15 protein-coding genes are annotated in these 15409 nt (G+C 66.9%); 3 read left to right on the top strand and 12 right to left on the bottom strand.

All coding sequences use genetic code 11. The features are described 5' to 3' along the window. Positions 1–134: 134 nt before the first annotated feature. The 3 genes from gdhA to ACZ562_RS37175 all read right to left on the bottom strand — a co-directional run bounded on the left by gdhA (position 135) and on the right by ACZ562_RS37175 (position 2877). A complete protein-coding gene (gdhA, locus tag ACZ562_RS37185) occupies positions 135–1490 on the bottom strand; it encodes an NADP-specific glutamate dehydrogenase (protein WP_471188872.1) in 1356 nt (451 codons plus the stop codon). A gap of 512 nt (positions 1491–2002) precedes the next feature. Further along, the gene (locus ACZ562_RS37180; RefSeq protein ID WP_471188869.1) at positions 2003–2605 is read right to left on the bottom strand and encodes a GNAT family N-acetyltransferase; all 603 of its coding nucleotides are present in this window, start codon (positions 2603–2605) and stop codon (positions 2003–2005) included. An 8-nt stretch (positions 2606–2613) separates the two neighbouring features. Further along, positions 2614–2877 (bottom strand): hypothetical protein, encoded by a 264-nt coding sequence (locus tag ACZ562_RS37175; protein WP_471188867.1) that lies wholly within the window; start codon positions 2875–2877, stop codon positions 2614–2616. A 71-nt stretch (positions 2878–2948) separates the two neighbouring features. Between ACZ562_RS37175 and ACZ562_RS37170 the strand changes: the two genes are divergently transcribed. Continuing rightward, complete coding sequence (locus ACZ562_RS37170) at positions 2949–3776, top strand: LysR family transcriptional regulator (protein WP_471188865.1); 828 nt, start codon at positions 2949–2951, stop codon at positions 3774–3776. Between the two features lie 239 nt (positions 3777–4015). On the opposite strand, the gene ACZ562_RS37165 is transcribed toward ACZ562_RS37170, so the two are convergent. From ACZ562_RS37165 to ACZ562_RS37125, 9 genes are all read right to left on the bottom strand, one after another. Then, positions 4016–4999, bottom strand: coding sequence for a LysR substrate-binding domain-containing protein (locus ACZ562_RS37165; protein WP_471188862.1), 984 nt, complete (start codon positions 4997–4999; stop codon positions 4016–4018). Positions 5000–5530: 531 nt separating this feature from the next. Beyond that, on the bottom strand, positions 5531–6151 hold the full coding sequence (locus ACZ562_RS37160; protein ID WP_471188860.1) for a sodium:solute symporter family transporter: 621 nt from the start codon (positions 6149–6151) through the stop codon (positions 5531–5533). A 279-nt stretch (positions 6152–6430) separates the two neighbouring features. After that, complete coding sequence (locus tag ACZ562_RS37155) at positions 6431–6784, bottom strand: DUF485 domain-containing protein (RefSeq protein ID WP_471188857.1); 354 nt, start codon at positions 6782–6784, stop codon at positions 6431–6433. A 316-nt stretch (positions 6785–7100) separates the two neighbouring features. Continuing rightward, complete coding sequence (locus tag ACZ562_RS37150; protein WP_471188855.1) at positions 7101–8741, bottom strand: long-chain fatty acid--CoA ligase; 1641 nt, start codon at positions 8739–8741, stop codon at positions 7101–7103. A 49-nt stretch (positions 8742–8790) separates the two neighbouring features. Then, on the bottom strand, positions 8791–10068 hold the full coding sequence (locus tag ACZ562_RS37145) for an ABC transporter substrate-binding protein (protein ID WP_471188852.1): 1278 nt from the start codon (positions 10066–10068) through the stop codon (positions 8791–8793). 39 nt (positions 10069–10107) lie between these two features. Then, a complete protein-coding gene (locus tag ACZ562_RS37140; protein ID WP_471188849.1) occupies positions 10108–11313 on the bottom strand; it encodes a branched-chain amino acid ABC transporter permease in 1206 nt (401 codons plus the stop codon). Next, entirely contained in the window at positions 11306–12202 is an 897-nt protein-coding gene (locus tag ACZ562_RS37135; RefSeq protein WP_471188847.1) for a branched-chain amino acid ABC transporter permease, read from the bottom strand. Before ACZ562_RS37135 ends, ACZ562_RS37140 begins: the two co-directional genes overlap by 8 nt. A gap of 1 nt (position 12203) precedes the next feature. Next, the gene (locus ACZ562_RS37130; RefSeq protein WP_471188845.1) at positions 12204–13061 is read right to left on the bottom strand and encodes an ABC transporter ATP-binding protein; all 858 of its coding nucleotides are present in this window, start codon (positions 13059–13061) and stop codon (positions 12204–12206) included. After that, the gene (locus ACZ562_RS37125) at positions 13058–13855 is read right to left on the bottom strand and encodes an ABC transporter ATP-binding protein (protein ID WP_471188902.1); all 798 of its coding nucleotides are present in this window, start codon (positions 13853–13855) and stop codon (positions 13058–13060) included. The genes ACZ562_RS37130 and ACZ562_RS37125 overlap by 4 nt, the downstream gene beginning before the upstream one ends. Before the next feature lie 50 nt (positions 13856–13905). On the opposite strand from ACZ562_RS37125, the gene ACZ562_RS37120 reads away from it, so the two are divergent. Together ACZ562_RS37120 and ACZ562_RS37115 are read left to right on the top strand one after the other, a co-directional pair. Further along, the gene (locus ACZ562_RS37120) at positions 13906–14382 is read left to right on the top strand and encodes a transposase (RefSeq protein ID WP_471188842.1); all 477 of its coding nucleotides are present in this window, start codon (positions 13906–13908) and stop codon (positions 14380–14382) included. A 745-nt stretch (positions 14383–15127) separates the two neighbouring features. Further along, complete coding sequence (locus ACZ562_RS37115) at positions 15128–15358, top strand: hypothetical protein (RefSeq protein WP_471188839.1); 231 nt, start codon at positions 15128–15130, stop codon at positions 15356–15358. Positions 15359–15409 lie beyond the last annotated feature (51 nt).

Genomic DNA, 15409 nt, shown 5'->3' with positions numbered 1-15409 from the left:
ACGCCGTCGGGTGGCGGGCCGGGAGCGGTGCTACCGCTCCCGGCCCGCCGCGTCCACCGGACATGGACCGGTCCGGGCGACCTGAGCAGCGTTTACGGGCCGTCGGTACGCCGCAGGAGTGGGCGAGTGACCCGTCAGGTCAGCCCCTGCGCGAGCATCGCGTCGGCGACCCGCTCGAACCCCGCGATATTGGCCCCCGTCACATAGTCCCTGGGCGCCCCATAACGCTCCGCCGTCTCATGGCAGATGCGGTGGATGTCGCTCATGATCTCCGTCAGCTCCGCCTCGACGCGCGCGGAAGTCCAGGAGTCCCGGGCGGCGTTCTGACGCATCTCCAGAGCGCTGACTGCGACACCCCCTGCGTTGGCGGCCTTGCCCGGGCCGAAAGCCACTCCCGCGTCCTGCAGGGTGCGGATCGCTTCCGGAGTCGTCGGCATGTTCGCGCCCTCGGAGACCGCCTTGACCCCGTTGCGCACGAGGGCCACCGCGTCCCGCCCGTCGAGCTCGTTCTGCGTCGCCGACGGGAAGGCGACGTCGGCGGCCACCTCCCATACACGGCCGCCGGGTACATAGCGGGCGGAGGCGCCGCGCCGCTCCGCGTACTCGCTGATCCGTGCGCGTTCGACTTCCTTGATCTGCTTGAGCAGTTCGAGGTCGATGCCCTTCTCGTCCACGACATAACCTTCAGAGTCGGAGCAGGTGAGCGGATGTGCGCCACGCCGGCCCAGCATCTCGATGGTGTAGATGGCGACATTGCCGGAGCCGGAGACCACGGCTGCCTGGCCCTCCAGGTCCTCGCCGCGGTTGCGCAGCATCTCGGCGGCGAACAGCACGCTGCCGTAGCCGGTCGCCTGGGTGCGGATCGCCGAGCCGCCCCATGCCTGGCCCTTGCCGGTGAGGACGCCCGCTTCCCAGCGGTTGGTGATACGGCGGTACTGGCCGAAGAGATACCCGATCTCGCGGCCACCGACGCCGATGTCACCGGCCGGCACATCGGTGTGCTCACCGATGTGCCGGTGGAGCTCGGTCATGAACGACTGGCAGAAGCGCATGACTTCGGCTTCCGACCGGCCCCGGGGGTCGAAGTCGCTGCCGCCCTTGCCGCCTCCGATGCCGAGTCCGGTGAGGGCGTTCTTGAAGATTTGCTCGAAGCCGAGGAACTTAACGACGCCCAGGTTCACCGAAGGGTGGAAGCGCAGGCCGCCCTTGTACGGGCCGAGGGCGCTGTTGAACTCGACCCGGAATCCTCGGTTGACGTGCACGTCACCGCGATCGTCCTGCCACGGCACCCGGAAGATGATCTGCCGCTCCGGCTCGCAGATGCGCTCGATGAGCCCTGGCTGGGCGTACTCGGGATGCTCTGTGAACAGGGGGGCCAGGCTCTCCAGCACTTCCCGTGCTGCCTGGTGGAATTCCGGCTCCGCTGGGTTGCGTCGTTCGAGATCCGCGCGCAGCGAAGCCAGTCGGTCGGTCGAGGATGACAGTGTCACAGCTTGTCCCTTCCTTCCCTGACGGCGGATGACGGCCGGGCCGCAGACGGCGGTCCCGGTGTCGTTGCCGGCGATCAGACGGCCAGGGTCGCCCTCGCCGTTCAGTCGATGACCGTTCCGGCCGTCGTTCGATTGTCATATCGCGGTCATCGTGGCCACCGCCGTTGAAGCCGCGCTGGACCGAAGCAGTACCAGGAGCGTCGGTCCCGTGTCTGCGACCCGCTCAGGCCTGAACCTGGACGAGCAACAGGGCGGGTCCTGGGCGTCGACGCCGAGGACATGGGCACTCTCCCCGACACTCTTTTCACCGTGATCACTGGCGGCGTCGACGTGAGAACCTGACACTGCCCGCCACTGCCGGGACCAAGCCGTAGAAGGACGTCTATCTGTGTGCCACCACGCGGCCCTGCGGTCATCGGGTTGGTCGCCTACAGGTTCGAAGGAGCGGGACCACGCCGGTCGCAGCGGGCTGTGGCTCGGCGGCCGGCTCGGGCGGCTTCGGGCGTTTCGTGTCACCGGGCAGGCCGCCACATGGTGGTGACGACATGGCCGGTCGCGGTGGTGATCCGGTCGCGGGCGGCGAAGCCGACGCTTGCGTACCGCTCGAGGTTCGCCGGGTTGGACGACTCCAGGTACGCCGGAGCGCCCACGGCGTCGATGCGCGCCAGGCTGTCGGCCAGCAGGCCCATGCCCAGCCCCCGGCCCCGATGGCGGTCGTGGGTGCCCAGGAGCGTGAGGTAGAAGTGCGGCTCGTGGGGGCGGGCCGCCTCGAACTGGGCGGCCATCGCCAGGACCGTCCGGGCCACCGCCGGGTTCGCCGCCCGCTCCAGGAAATCCTTCAGACCGGCCGTCTCCTCGGGGGTCAGCTCGTCTCCGCCGGGCGGAATCCATACGGCCGCAGCCTCCACGTTCTGCGTCACCAGCAGCCACGCGTGCCGCAGTGCCGACGTCGCGTACAGGCGCCACAGGGCGGCCGCCTGCACGGTGCGGTGTTCGGCGTCGGGAAACGCGGGGCCCCAGAGCGGGTCGTGGAAGAACGCGGTGGTCAGGGTGCCGACGACAGCGTCGATGTCCGTGGACGTCGCAACCCGTGCGCGGACTGGGCGGGACGACATGGTGTACGTCAACTCCCCGCCGTCGGGCGGGCCGGGACGGTGTCCGGACGACCCGGCAACCAGGCCGACTTCACGTGCACGTCGCCGTCCCGGCCCGCCGGTGCGAACACCGCCACCGGGGAGTCACCCAGCCCGCGGCTGAAGTCGGCGAGCGCGGCCGCCACCGGTTCGATGACGTCCTCGTACCCGACGATCGCGCGGATCGTGTCCGGCCCGACGTACGCCGGTATCAACTGTGCCGGGTGGGTGGTCTCAGACGTCGCGGTGTGCATGCGCTGACGCTACGGGCCCGCCAGGCCCTAAGGAACTGGCCAATCACGAAGGACCCACATAATGTCTGGTTATGGCCTCGGATCTCGACATGGCACAGCTGCGGGTCTTCGTCACCTGCACCCGCTCCGGCAGCATCAGCCGCGCAGCCACCGCCCTGGGGAACAGCCAGCCCGCGCTGAGCCAGCAGCTGCGCAGGCTGGAGCGCGCCGTCGGACAGGACCTGCTCCACCGCGCCGCCACCGGCGTCACCCTCACCAAGGCCGGCGAGGCACTGCTGCCGTACGCCGAACGCATCCTGGCCCTGTCCGCCCAGGCGCTCACCGTCGCCGCGCCCGCCGTCCAGGGCCACTGCGGTGTGGGCCTGCTCGAGGACCTCACCGCCGCACCCCTCCCCCAGGCCCTGGCCGACTTCACCCGCATGAACCCCGAAGCGACCCTGGAGCTGATCAGCGGACCCGGTCCGATGTTGCGCGAGTCATACGAGCAAGGACGCATCCACCTTGCCCTGTGCGACCCGTCCTATCTGCCCGAACCACCGCGCTGGACCGTACACCTCCCCCTCACCTGGGCCGCCGCCCCAGGCATGGACACCAGCCTCGATCCCCTCCCCCTGGTTCTCTTCTCCCAGCCGTGCCGCTGGCGCCAGCCGCTGCTCGACGCCGTCGAAGCCGCCGGACGCACCTGGCGCACCGCCTTCGAGAGCACCAGCCTGCCCGGCGTCCGGGCAGCCGTCCGCGCCGGTCTCGGCGCCGCCGCCCTCATCCCGGCCACCGCCGAACCGGGCACCGCCGCACATGGCCGCCCCAACTCCCGGATGTCGAACTCGGATTGGTCCGACGGCCCGGAACCGAGGGTGTCCCCCTCATCGACGCCGTGGAGGATGTGCTCAGACGCCTGATCTGATCATCGAGGGGACTCTTCAACGAGCACTGGGCTTGTATTCAAAGGTTTGGCTGTGCCTTTCCCTGCGGAGCGGGTGCGCATCTGTGGTGGGGCGGGGCTGCGTGGCCCCGCCGATCCCCGCTGCCACCCTCGCCCCATGAACGAGACAAACACCCCCAAGAGCGACAGCTCGGGGTTGCGAAGGCCATAGAAGGCCCTGCGGCACCGCCATGATCGAGGGGCCTTCGAGCGCCCTCACGAACGACTGAATCGGTCCTCAGCAGCGTCAGGATCTTCAGGCCAGGGGAAGGACGGTGCGGTGCCGTCTGTCTGACGGCCGAAGTGGATGTCAGAAGCTTTTGCGAGCGCTTGCCGGCCGGCATGGATGGCGGGGTGTTGGCCGCTACCGCGGCGTACGACGGTGACCAGTGTGCGCTCGTGCTGAGTGAAGGGAACCGGCTGGAGGGCGACAGTCGGGCGACGGCCCAGCCATACGAGGTCCGGGAGCAGTGCGGCAGCATGCCCCTCTTCCACCAGCCGGAGGTGGAGAAGAAGGTCGGCCGACTCATAGCGCACGTCGGGTTCGAATCCGGCGTCACGACACACGGTCATCGCCCAGGTGCGGGCGGCCGTTCCCTCAGGCTCCATGACCCATGGGTGATCAGCCAGCATGCGCAGGACCTCCTGTGGCTCAGCCCCGTCCGTGATCCCTGGGTGGACCAGGTGCAGGGTGTCTCGGCCGAGGACGTCCTGGTCGAGTTCGGCGTGGCGAGGGCTGGGGTCACCCGGGTATTCCACATCGATGACCAGGTCGGCATCGTGGGCCAGCAGAGCCGACAGTGCGCCCTCGCGCTCCAGTTGGGTGACCTGGACGCGCAGGCGGGGGTGGGCATCACGCAGAAGTGTCAGTGCCGTGGAGACGAGAGCCAGCGCGGCGGTTTGAAAAGACGCGATGCGCAGAGTGCCGGAGAGTTCGCTCAGGGAACCGATGATGTCGGCATCGGCTTGTTCCAGCCTCTCCAGCACGGCTTCGGTATGAGCAACCAGGATCTCAGCCTGCGGGGTCAGGCGCACGCGTCTGCCCACGGGCTCAAGGAGCGGGACACCAACCTCCGACTCCAGCAGCGAAAGCTGCTGGGAGATCGAGGAAGGGCTGTATGACAACGCGGAGGCGACCGCGGCGAGTGTGCCCCGGTGCTTGAGCTCCCGCAGAAGGCGGAGCCGGTGGAGATCGAACATGGAGCCGGCCAAGGAATCGTCGCTTTCTCTAACGAGTGTCACTCGGAAACGCCCACTGGAGCAATGGCAGGAGAGTCGGCACAGTGTCCGGGGACCTGTCTGGCGGTCAGACAGGTTGCCATGCTCGCGCCTTCTGGACCACCGCGCCTGCCCGTGCGGTTCGGAAGGCGCGGGACCTTCAACAGATTGCGGAGGAGCCCATGAGTGAGCATCCATCGGACCGTGTGTCCGTTTCAGGAGGCCCGCGAACGAGGCTGCGGCGCTCAGAGCGGCCCATGAGAAGACCGGCCCAACAGAGCAGCGGAAGTCAACTGCACTCCCTCAGCCCGGCCATGCGCCACTTGCCCCACATAGTGCGTGAAGACGTCGTCGAGAGTATCCCTTACCGCTCGGTGTGTTGCCGCGCCTCCAACGCGGCGATGGCGGCCATGAGCCCACCAGGTCACCGCTGAGGGCAGGACGGATAGTCACGGCTGGTCGGTTCCGGACGTTTGCGGATCGCGGTCGCACCGAAACTGTTTCGACGAACCGTCAACCATGGTTCCCTCCAGGCGGGTCAGCGCTGTAGCCCATAGAACCGATTTGCGTGCAGCTCGGGCCGTTGGCACCGCCCCGAGTCGCATGAGCAGGTTCGGCATCCCAGCGACGCGTAAAGAGGAAAGCAAGCTGCAGGCTCACCGCGTTGAGTCTGCCTACGCCCTCACCGTTGGAGCCCAGTCCGGGTTTGAGGAAGTCGATACCGACGCCGCTTCCGTCAGTCGCCCTGCGCAGTAGTTCCGACGGGTTCCAGCCCACACGCGCCATGACAGTAAAGGCGAGAAAGAGGCCGCCGTCGATCATCAGCGTGGCTTTTGCCACCTGGACGATGGTCGTAGCAGGCATGCCGCCGATGGCAACGTAGAGGAGCATGAGGCCGCCAAGCGAGGCGACCACAACCTTCTGGGCTCCGACCCCGCTGAAACCGAAGATCGGGGCGGCCAGTGTGCCTGCACCTACGAGTTGGGCAACGAGGTAGAGCATGCAGATGATGAGGGTGGTGAGGCCTGCGGCGGCGTGTATGGGACGGGGGCTCAGTCGTCGGGCCAGGCAGTCGCCCACGGTGTACTGGACAGTGCTGTGGTACGGCTCTGCAACTACCAACAGCAGCGTCATGGCGCCTGACGCCTCCCAGCACAATTGCGGGAAGGCCGCCATAGCCAACAAGTGCTATCAGACCCGGGGTGCCCAGGAGTGTCGCCGCAGAAAGATAACCACCGAAAAGCGCGATCCCGTTGAAGCCCGGTGAAAGTTGCCCGTTGCTCACGTAAAAGTCAGCCGGCCTGTCTGCGTCCATGGGCAACAGGGCCAGAAGCAGCAAGCCGGACACGAAACCACCGAACAATGCAACGATCGGAAAGGAACTGCCGGAGAGGGCGATCTGTGCAAGGAACGTCATCTCTCCGTCTCCTTGTGGTCGCCCTCTCGAAGCTTCTGCGCGAGCGGATCGAGCCAGTTACGTGCGTAACGCGCGTACCACCCGGCGGCCGCGACGGCCATGGCGTATTGAAGGAGCAACAATGCCAGGCAGATGGTCACAGGACCGGCAACAGGTGTGCCCATGAAGTCCGGTGCTTCACTCGCCAGCACGGCGTTCAGCAGGAACAGCGCAGCGATCGCGCCGGCTACGACATGGACCGGGCGCAGTCGTTCGGCTCGCCGCTTAAGGATGTAGGCAGTATCAGGGCTGGAGGTGGGTGCAGGTTGTGAAGGCTCGTGCCAATGGGGCGGTACCTTACGGTGCGTCATGAGACCGGGTCACCGCCTCGAGTCGCGCCCAGCGAGGTTTGCCGGGGCTGGCATCGACGCGGGGGAGGCTCCTACGCATCGAGCGTCGTGGCACGCGTCACCCGCGGGCTGGCAGGGCAGCGGGCCAGGAAAGTCATGGTCGATGATCAGTGCCAGCCTGTTCCGGTGGGGGGCCGTGCGGGTGTGTCCGGCTTGACGTCCGAGTGCGCGGCGGTGACCAGCCGCCTTCATGATGGGCCTTGGGACGGGTTCCAAAGGTGGGGGACTCACGGCGTGTCCTGGGGTGCGTTGGGTGAGGAAGTGGGAGCGGAGAAACTCAGGAGGTGCTCTCGACCTCCAGCGCGCCGTCCGCATACATGGCGCGCAGCACCTTCTTGTCGTACTTGCCGACCGACGTCTTGGGGACTTCCGTGATCTGAGCCCACCGTTCCGGTAGCTGCCAGGAAGCCACGCGCCTGGCAAGGAAGGCACGCAGGTCGTGGAAGGTCACGGACTCTTTGAGGACCACGGCGGCCAGCGGGCGCTCTCCCCACTTGTCATCCGGCACCCCCACCACGCAGGCCTCGGCAACTGCCGCGTGGGCCATCAGATGGTTCTCCAGTTCGACGGAAGAGATCCATTCTCCGCCGGACTTGATGACGTCCTTAACGCGGTCGGTGAGGCAGAGGTAGCCGTCTGAGGTGATGGCTCCCACGTCCCCGGTGCGCAGCCAGCCGTCATTGAACTTGGACGGGTCGTCGGTGAGATAGTACGACCCTGTGACCCACGGGCCGCGGACCTCGAGTTCGCCGACGCTGACCCCGTCCCACGGCAACTCCGCGCCGTGCGAGCCGATGAGGCGGGCTTCCACCGGGGCGGGGAAACGCCCCTGACTCTGCCGGTACGCCCACGCTTTGTCGCCGTGTGCGTCCGCTGGTGGCCGGCTCACAGTGCCGACCGGTGACACCTCGGTCATGCCCCAGACGTGGAGGAGCTGCACCCCGTGCTTGTCCTGGAACGTGCGCATGAGCGACGGTGGGCAGCTGGAGCCACCGACGAAGACTTCGGACAAGGACGAGACATCGGTTTCCGGGTGCCCATCGAGGTAGTTGGCCAGCCCTTGCCACACGGTGGGGACTCCAACGCCCACATCCGGCCTGACTTCCTGGATGAATCGGGCCAGTGGCTCCGGGGCGAGGAAGCGGTCCGGCATGGCGAGGGAGGCTCCGGTGAGGAACGCGGCGTACGGCAGACCCCAAGCTTGGGCGTGGAACTGCGGGACGATGGCGAGGAGCCGGTTGCGTACCGAGATGTTGAACATGTCCGGCAGACTGGCGCCGAGCGCGTGGAGATACAGCGACCGATGGCTGTAGACGACGCCCTTGGGGTCCCCGGTGGTGCCGGAGGTATAGCACATCGCTGCGGCCTGGGTCTCGGTGACGTCGGGCCAGGGATAGGTGTCTGACTGGTCCTCCAGCAGGTCCGCATAGCGATGTACTACCGGCTGGCCGCATGGGAGGACCGCGAGATCGGCATCGCCGTTGATGATGATGTGTTGCACCGTGGACAGATGCGGCACTATCGCAGCGAAGGCAGTCAGAAGGGTGGCGTCCACGATGACGACACGGTCCTCTGCATGGTTCGCGATGTAGGCGACCTGTTCGGCGAAGAGACGGATGTTCAGGGGGTGGATCACGGCGCCCAGGGAGGGGACAGCCAGGTATGCCTCGAGGTGCTCCTGATTGTTCCACATGAAGGTCGCCACTCGGTCGCCCGGCCGCACCCCGAGGTTCGCCAGCGCGTGGGCCAGCCGGGCGGCGTTGCCTCCGACGGTCGCATAGGTAGCTCGGCGTACCCCTTCATCGGTGGCGGTGACGACTTCGCTGCGGTGGTGCAGGGTCGAGCCGTACTGGAGGAGCCTGGCGATGTGCAGCGGGGTGTTCTGCATCGTGCTGTTCATCGGTGTGCGGCCGGACATTTGAGATCTTCCTGTTGGGGAGGGGTGTGGGATGGGCTGTCAGCCGGCGCTACTTCTTCGGCTCGTAGGACTTAGCGGGTTCCGAGGCGAACAGGTCCTTGACCACGGCCAGGCCGCCGGCCTGCTTGGCGTGCGGGCGCAGTATGTAGACCTGGCGGGCGGGGATTTCGCCGGGCTTGCTGTAGTCGAGCGGGGAGATCAGGCCGCCGGTGTCCACCGTGGACAGACTGTGGAGGGCGTTGAGCAAGCCCTTACGTGTGAGGTCCTTCTTGTCGCAGGCCGCCTGCAGGATCTGCGTCATGATCTCACCCTGGGCGTAGCCGAGTACGACGTAGTGGTTCGGCTGGTCGGTGAACTTCTTGGCGAACGCGTCGCGGAGTGCTGCGGCCTTGTCCGTCTTGGAGGAGTACGGTGCGGTGGAGCTGACGAGGAAGAACCGGTCTTCCAGGGCCTTCTTGGCGGGGCCGTTGAGCAGCGTCGGGCTGAAGGCCACGTTGGATCCGAGGAACGGGGCCTTGTATCCGAAGGCATCTGCGACAGACACCGCGGAGGCGGTTTGCGCGGGGGTATTGGACAGCAGGACGGCTTTGGCCTTCGCGTTGCGGGAGGCGGTGATCTGGGCGGTCAGGTCAGTGTCCGTCGCCTTGATCATCTGTTCTTTCAGCTTCAGACCGAGCTTGCTCGCCGCGGCGCGGCTGCCTTCCAGGGCGTTCTCGCCGAGCTGGCCTTCGAGGTAGATGTGGCTGATGGTGTCACCGCGCCGCAGCTTCCCTGAATCGACGAGGTACTGCAGGCCATTGATCATCTCCACGTCATAGGTCGAGCCGGGGATGACCACGTAGGGGTTCTGCAGAAGGACAGACGACCACGAGATGGCCACCGTGGGGATCTCGTCGTCCTTGATGGACGGGAGCAGCGCTGCGATCATCGGGGAGCCGAGCAGCTCCTGCAGGGCCAGGACGTCGTCCTTGACCTGGCTGTAGGCAGCAACTGCGTTCTGGGTCTGGTAGCCGTGGTCCTTCGTCACGAGCTCGACTTTTCTCCCGCACACCCCGCCCTTGCGGTTCTGCTCGGCCCAGAACAGTTCGCGCCCCTGGCTCGCGGACTTGGCGAGGCCGGCGAAGACGCCGGTCTGGTCAGTGATAACTCCCAGCTTGATCGTGGTGTCCGTGACTCCGGGCCCGGTGGCCACCCCGTCGGCGCCCTTTGCGCTGCTCTGTGAAGGAGCTGCCTTCGTGGAGCAGCCGACGGTCAAGGTCATACCGAGCGCGAGGCTGACGGCCGTGGCGGTGAGAGCTGTGCGCCGGGTACGGGTGGACTTGGGCATGGCGAACCTCTTCTTGCGGGTCGGTTTTGGTGATTGGGGTTAGGGACGAGGGTTGGGTGCGGCGGAGTCGCTGGCGCTGACTGCTTCGCTGCGGCGTCTGCGCCAACGCCGGCGCAGACGGTTGTGCAAGGCCACAACGCCGCCGGGCTCGAACAGGATGATCAGGACGATCGCTGCTCCGTAGACGAACTTGGCGATGACCGCGGCGCTGAAGGCGCCGTTGCCGGTCGCTGCCCCCTGGAGCTGGGTTACGTAGCGTTCCAGTGTTGAGGGGAGGGAGGCGATGAAGGCGGCGCCGAACACGGCTCCGCCGGCGGAGCCGAGTCCGCCGATCACGATGATCGCCAGGTATTCGATGGACATGGCGATGCCGAAGGTCTCGGGGACGATCCGCCGGTAAGCCAGCGCCAGCATGACGCCACCCAGGCCAGCGAACATTGAGGAGAAAAGGAATGCGTAGGCCTTGTAGCGGGTGACGTTTACGCCCATGGCGGCGGCGGCCACCTCGTGGTCCCGGATTCCTCGGAACGCCCGTCCAGCCCGGGAGCGCACCAGCAGGCGGTAGCAGAACAGGGCGGCCAGTAGCAGGGCGAGTGCGAGGTACCAGAGGCGTTCTTCACGTTGGAGGGGTACTCCTAGCACGAGGAGGCTCTCTCCGGGGACGTTGTCGAACGTCAGGCCCGGGATGCTGAAGGCGGGTACGTCGCGGCCGTTGATGCCGCCGCTGATCGATGAGGCATTGCTCAGGATGTGCTGGCCGACAAAGACCAGCCCCAGGGAGGCGACGCCGAGATAGATACCACGCAGCCGGGCAGCGACGGGGCTGAAGAGCAGGCCGGCCACTCCAGCGAGTGTCACGGCGAAGACGGCTGCGACCAGGGGCGGCAGGCCAAGGCCGGCATGGCCATCTGTGCCGTCCGCAGCAAAGTAGGCGTAGCCGCAGGCGCCGACTGCGATGAAGAAGGCATGGCCGAGGGAGAGCATGCCGACTTGGCCGAGCAGGAGGGTCATTCCGAGGGCTGCGATCGCTGTCGCCATGACGAAGAGGCCCAGTTGGAGCCAGAAGGCTTCGGCGTAGAGCGGGACGGCGAGGAGCAGGGCAAGGCCGAGTGCTCCGATGGTCCGTCCGGGCCGTGGGCGGCGCCAGCCGACTCGGCGTGAGAGCCGGTGCCTGAAAGCTGCTGGTGTCTGCGCGTCTTGGACTGTGTCGCGGGTCGCCGACGTGGCGAGGGTGGAGTCAGACACGGTGCAACTCCTTGGTTCCGAACAGTCCCGTGGGCCGGATGAGCAGCACGGCCACCATGACGAGGTAGGGCAGGACGGTGTGGAACCCGCCGCCGAGCGCAGAGAGGTTCTCGGCGTAGCCCTGGGCCAAGGCCTCCGTGACGCCTATGGCCAGGCCACCGACGATAGCGCCGCCGATCGAATCGAGCCCGCCGAGGATGGCGGCGGGAAAGGCCCTCAGCGCCACTGCTGCTGTTGCCGGTTCCAGGCCCGGGGAGGGAAAGACTGTGATGAAGAGTCCTGCAATTGCCGCGAGGGCTCCGGCGATCAGCCACGCCACGGCAGAGATGCGGTCCCGTCTGATTCCCATCAAAGAGGCGGTGGCCGGGTCTTCGGCTGTGGCTCGCATGGCGACACCCCAGCTCGAGTAGCGGAACCAGGCGAGGAAGCCTGCGATGAGCAGGACGCCGGTGGCGAGGGCGATCAGCCGAGTCTCCGGCACGGTGAGGCCGGCCACGGTGACCGATTCGCTGCCCCAGGGATCCCCCATGGGCAGGACGTCGACGCCGATCCGGCGGGTGATCTCGCTCTGGACGAGTACGTCCACACCGATGGTCGCGATGCTGACCGCGAGGATCGCGTGTCCCGTCACGTTCCTCACTAGGAGGCGTTCGACCAGCAGGGCGAGCGCAACGGCTATCCCTATCCCCAGCAGTACCGCGAGCGGGAAGGGGAAGTGGTAGGTGGTGCTGAAGCGGGAGATGAAGTACGTGCCGACCATGAGCAGTGCGGGGTGGGCAAAGTTGATGACACCGCTTGCTTTGAACACCACCACGAAGCCGAGTGCGAGCAGGGCGTAGACGGTTCCGAGAGACAGACCGCTGATCAGTAGCTGGAGAAAGTTCTGCATGTCAGTGTTCCTGGGGTTCGTGATCCGTGGCCGCATTGCGGTCGTCCGGCGCGGTGGGAGAGTGCGCCGGACTCTCGCTGCCGAGGTAGGCACGCAGCACTTCGGGGTCCTTTTGGACCTCGGTCGGAGTGCCGTCGGCGATACGACAGCCGAAGTCCAGGACGGTGACACGGTCGGCGATGCCCATGACCAGCCCCATGTCGTGTTCCACAAGGAGGATGGGGATGTCCAGACTGTCGCGGATATCGCGGATGAGTCCTGCCATGGCAGCCGTTTCATGAGCGTTCATGCCGGCGGCCGGCTCGTCGAGCAGCAGCAGCCTGGGCTCGACGCACAGGGCCCGGGCGATTTCCACCCGCTTCTGGTCACCGTAGGAGAGTTCTCCAGCGGGTACGTCTTTGAGTTCGCCGAGTCCGGTGAACTCTGCGATCTCGTGCACACGCTGCAAGTTCCGGCGTAGGGCTCGACGGCCGCTCGCCTGTGCCCGCTTCCTGTAACGGGGCCGCATCATGGCGTGCCTGCCCAAAAGCAGGTTCTCCGTGACCGAACTGTGCGGCAGCAGGGCAATGTTCTGGAAAGTGCGGGCGACACCCAAGTCGGCAAGCTGGTGCGGTCGCAGCCGGGTCAGATCAACGCCGCGGAAGCGCACCGACCCGCTGTCGGCCCGGTAGACGGCAGACAGCACATTGAACATCGTCGACTTTCCTGCCCCGTTGGGGCCGATGACCGCGTGGATCGCTCCGGGTGCGACCGTGAACGAGACGTTATCCAGCGCGGTGACGCCGGCGAATCGGGCGGTCACACCGGACACCGTGAGCGCCGGCTCCGGGCTCAAGGCGGTGAGTGCGGGCTTGGTCACGGCGTCCACCGCCCGAGCACAGCCCTGCGGCCGGGCGCCATGGCCAGCCCCCGAGTCGCCTCGTCGTCTTCAGGCGTTCCCAGGTACAACTGCCGTACGGATTCATCGGCGGCGAGCCCCTCAGCGGTGCCGCTGAGGGTGACAGCACCTACCGTGAGCACGATCGCGTGGGATGCAACGTCGAGGGCCATGGTGGCGTTCTGCTCGATCAGCAAAACCGTGGTCCCCTGGGAGTTGATTTCCCTGATCACTTCACCGATGCGTCCCACCATCCGCGGGGCAAGTCCCAGAGAAGGCTCGTCGATGAGGAGCATCCGTGGACCGGCCATCAGAGCCCGGCCGATAGCGAGCATCTGCTGCTGGCCGCCGGAAAGCAGGCCGGCCCGCTGCTCCCGTCGCTCGTACAGAACGGGAAACATTTCATGCACCCGGCGCAGTGCCGCCGTCCTGCGTGCCCTGTCTCGAACTGCGAAGCTGCCGGCTCGCAGATTCTCGGCGACGGTCAGGCTGGTGAAGATCCGGCGGCCCTCCGGCACCAGTACTACGCCCGTTTCGGCCATGCTCGAGGCCGACTTGCCGAGTGTGCTGACGCCGTCGAGCTCGATCGATCCTTCATCGACCGTCCCCCGGAAGTCGGGCAAGGTTCCTGCCACCGAGCGCAGCAGTGTCGTCTTCCCGGCACCGTTGCTGCCGAGCACGGCCACCACTGCGCCCTCCGGAACGTCCAGGGACACCGACTTCAGGGCCACCACGGCCCCGCCGTAGCTCACGTGCAGATTGCGTATCTGGAGCATCCGCGCCTCTCCATCGCTACCCCGCCTGCATCGGCGGATGGCGAGATCCTGTGGCCAAGGGCGGAGGCCGAATAGCTCCACCTGGAGACGTACCTCCGTCTCTCCGCCTGGGAGGGCGATATGTAAGTTCAAAGACGATTTGTCGGCACCTGAATGTGTGGCAGTGCGGTATTCTGGATGGTCGGCGGCCATGGGCATGCTGGGATGGTCGTCGTGAGCGGGCGCAGGCCCTACAAGACCGACCTGTCCGACGAGCGTGGGTGCTGGTCGAGCCGGTGATCACCGCGTGTAAGGCCGCGCACCCCTCGGTCAGCGGCCATCAGGGCCGGTACGCGACGCGTGAGAGCGTCAACGCGCTGTTCTACCAGGACCACACCGGCTGCCAGTGGGACCTGCTCCCGCACGACTTCCCGCCGCCCGTACTACTTCTACACCTGGCGCGACGACGGCACGGACCAGACCATCCACGACCTGCTTCGCCGGCAGGTGCGGGTGAAGGCGCGCCGGAAGGGTGGACCCGAGCCTGAAGGTGCTCGACACCCAGAGCGTGCAACCGGCGGCCGGGTGCACGCGCGGTCGACGGGGCGTGGTGCGGCAAAAGAAGTACCGGCCGCAAGCGCGGCCCGGCTGTTGACGTGCTGGGGCCGGTGATCGCGGTGGTCGTGGTGATGCCGTCAGCGCACGAGAACGCCGTCGGCATCGCTGCTGGACAAGGTCGTCGCCGACATCGACACCGTCGAGAAGGCCCTGGTCGATCAGGGCTTCAAGAACGCCGCCGTCGCGGCCGGGGAGAAGGTGGGCATCGAGGTGGAGATGGTCGAGCGCAACCCGGCGCAGAGCGGATTCGTTCCGATCCCCAAGTGGTGGATCGCTGGAGCGTGCCTACGGGATCTTGATGCTGCACCGCCGGCTGGTGCGCGACTACGAGCACCAGCCCGCACCTCCGAGTCGCGGGTGTACGGGGCGATGACCGCGGTGATACAGCGCCGGCTGTCCGGGGCGACCGCGCCGTCCTGGCGCACCGCATGACCGGCGGGGAACTGACGCTCGGCGCGGTGCTGGCGTGACTGGAGGAGCGGGAGCAGGAGATCACTGCGCAGGCCGAGGCGGCCAAGGAGCGGATCGCGGAGCTTTCCGCGCAGCCGGATGAGTTTCACCGCACCGTCGAGGAGATCCGCATCACCCGCAAGACGCTGCTGGAGCTGTGTCCGAGCCAGCCCCGTCCGCGCCGCCGCCCCGAAGCTACCGGACCATCCGGCCTACCAGCAGATCATGGCGGTGTTCGCCGCGGCCGAGGCCCCGCTGCGGGCGCGGCAGGTGTGCGAGGCGATGGACCTGGAAATCGCGCCCAACACCATCAACAACACCCGCCTGAAACTCAAGCGGCGCGCCGCACGCGAGATCCTGGCCGAAACCGAGCAGGGCCGCGGCCGTGAGCCACCTTGCGTCGCCGCGATCTGCCTAGGGTCTGTTGCGGAAGTGCTGGTCACAGCCACTCGTTGATGGCTGCGACCAGCACGGTCGCTTCGAAGCGGACGGCGAGCTTGTCGTAAC

The sequence above is a fragment of the Streptomyces sp. NPDC040410 genome (genome assembly GCF_055595715.1).
This window is presented reverse-complemented; position numbering and strand designations above follow the sequence as displayed.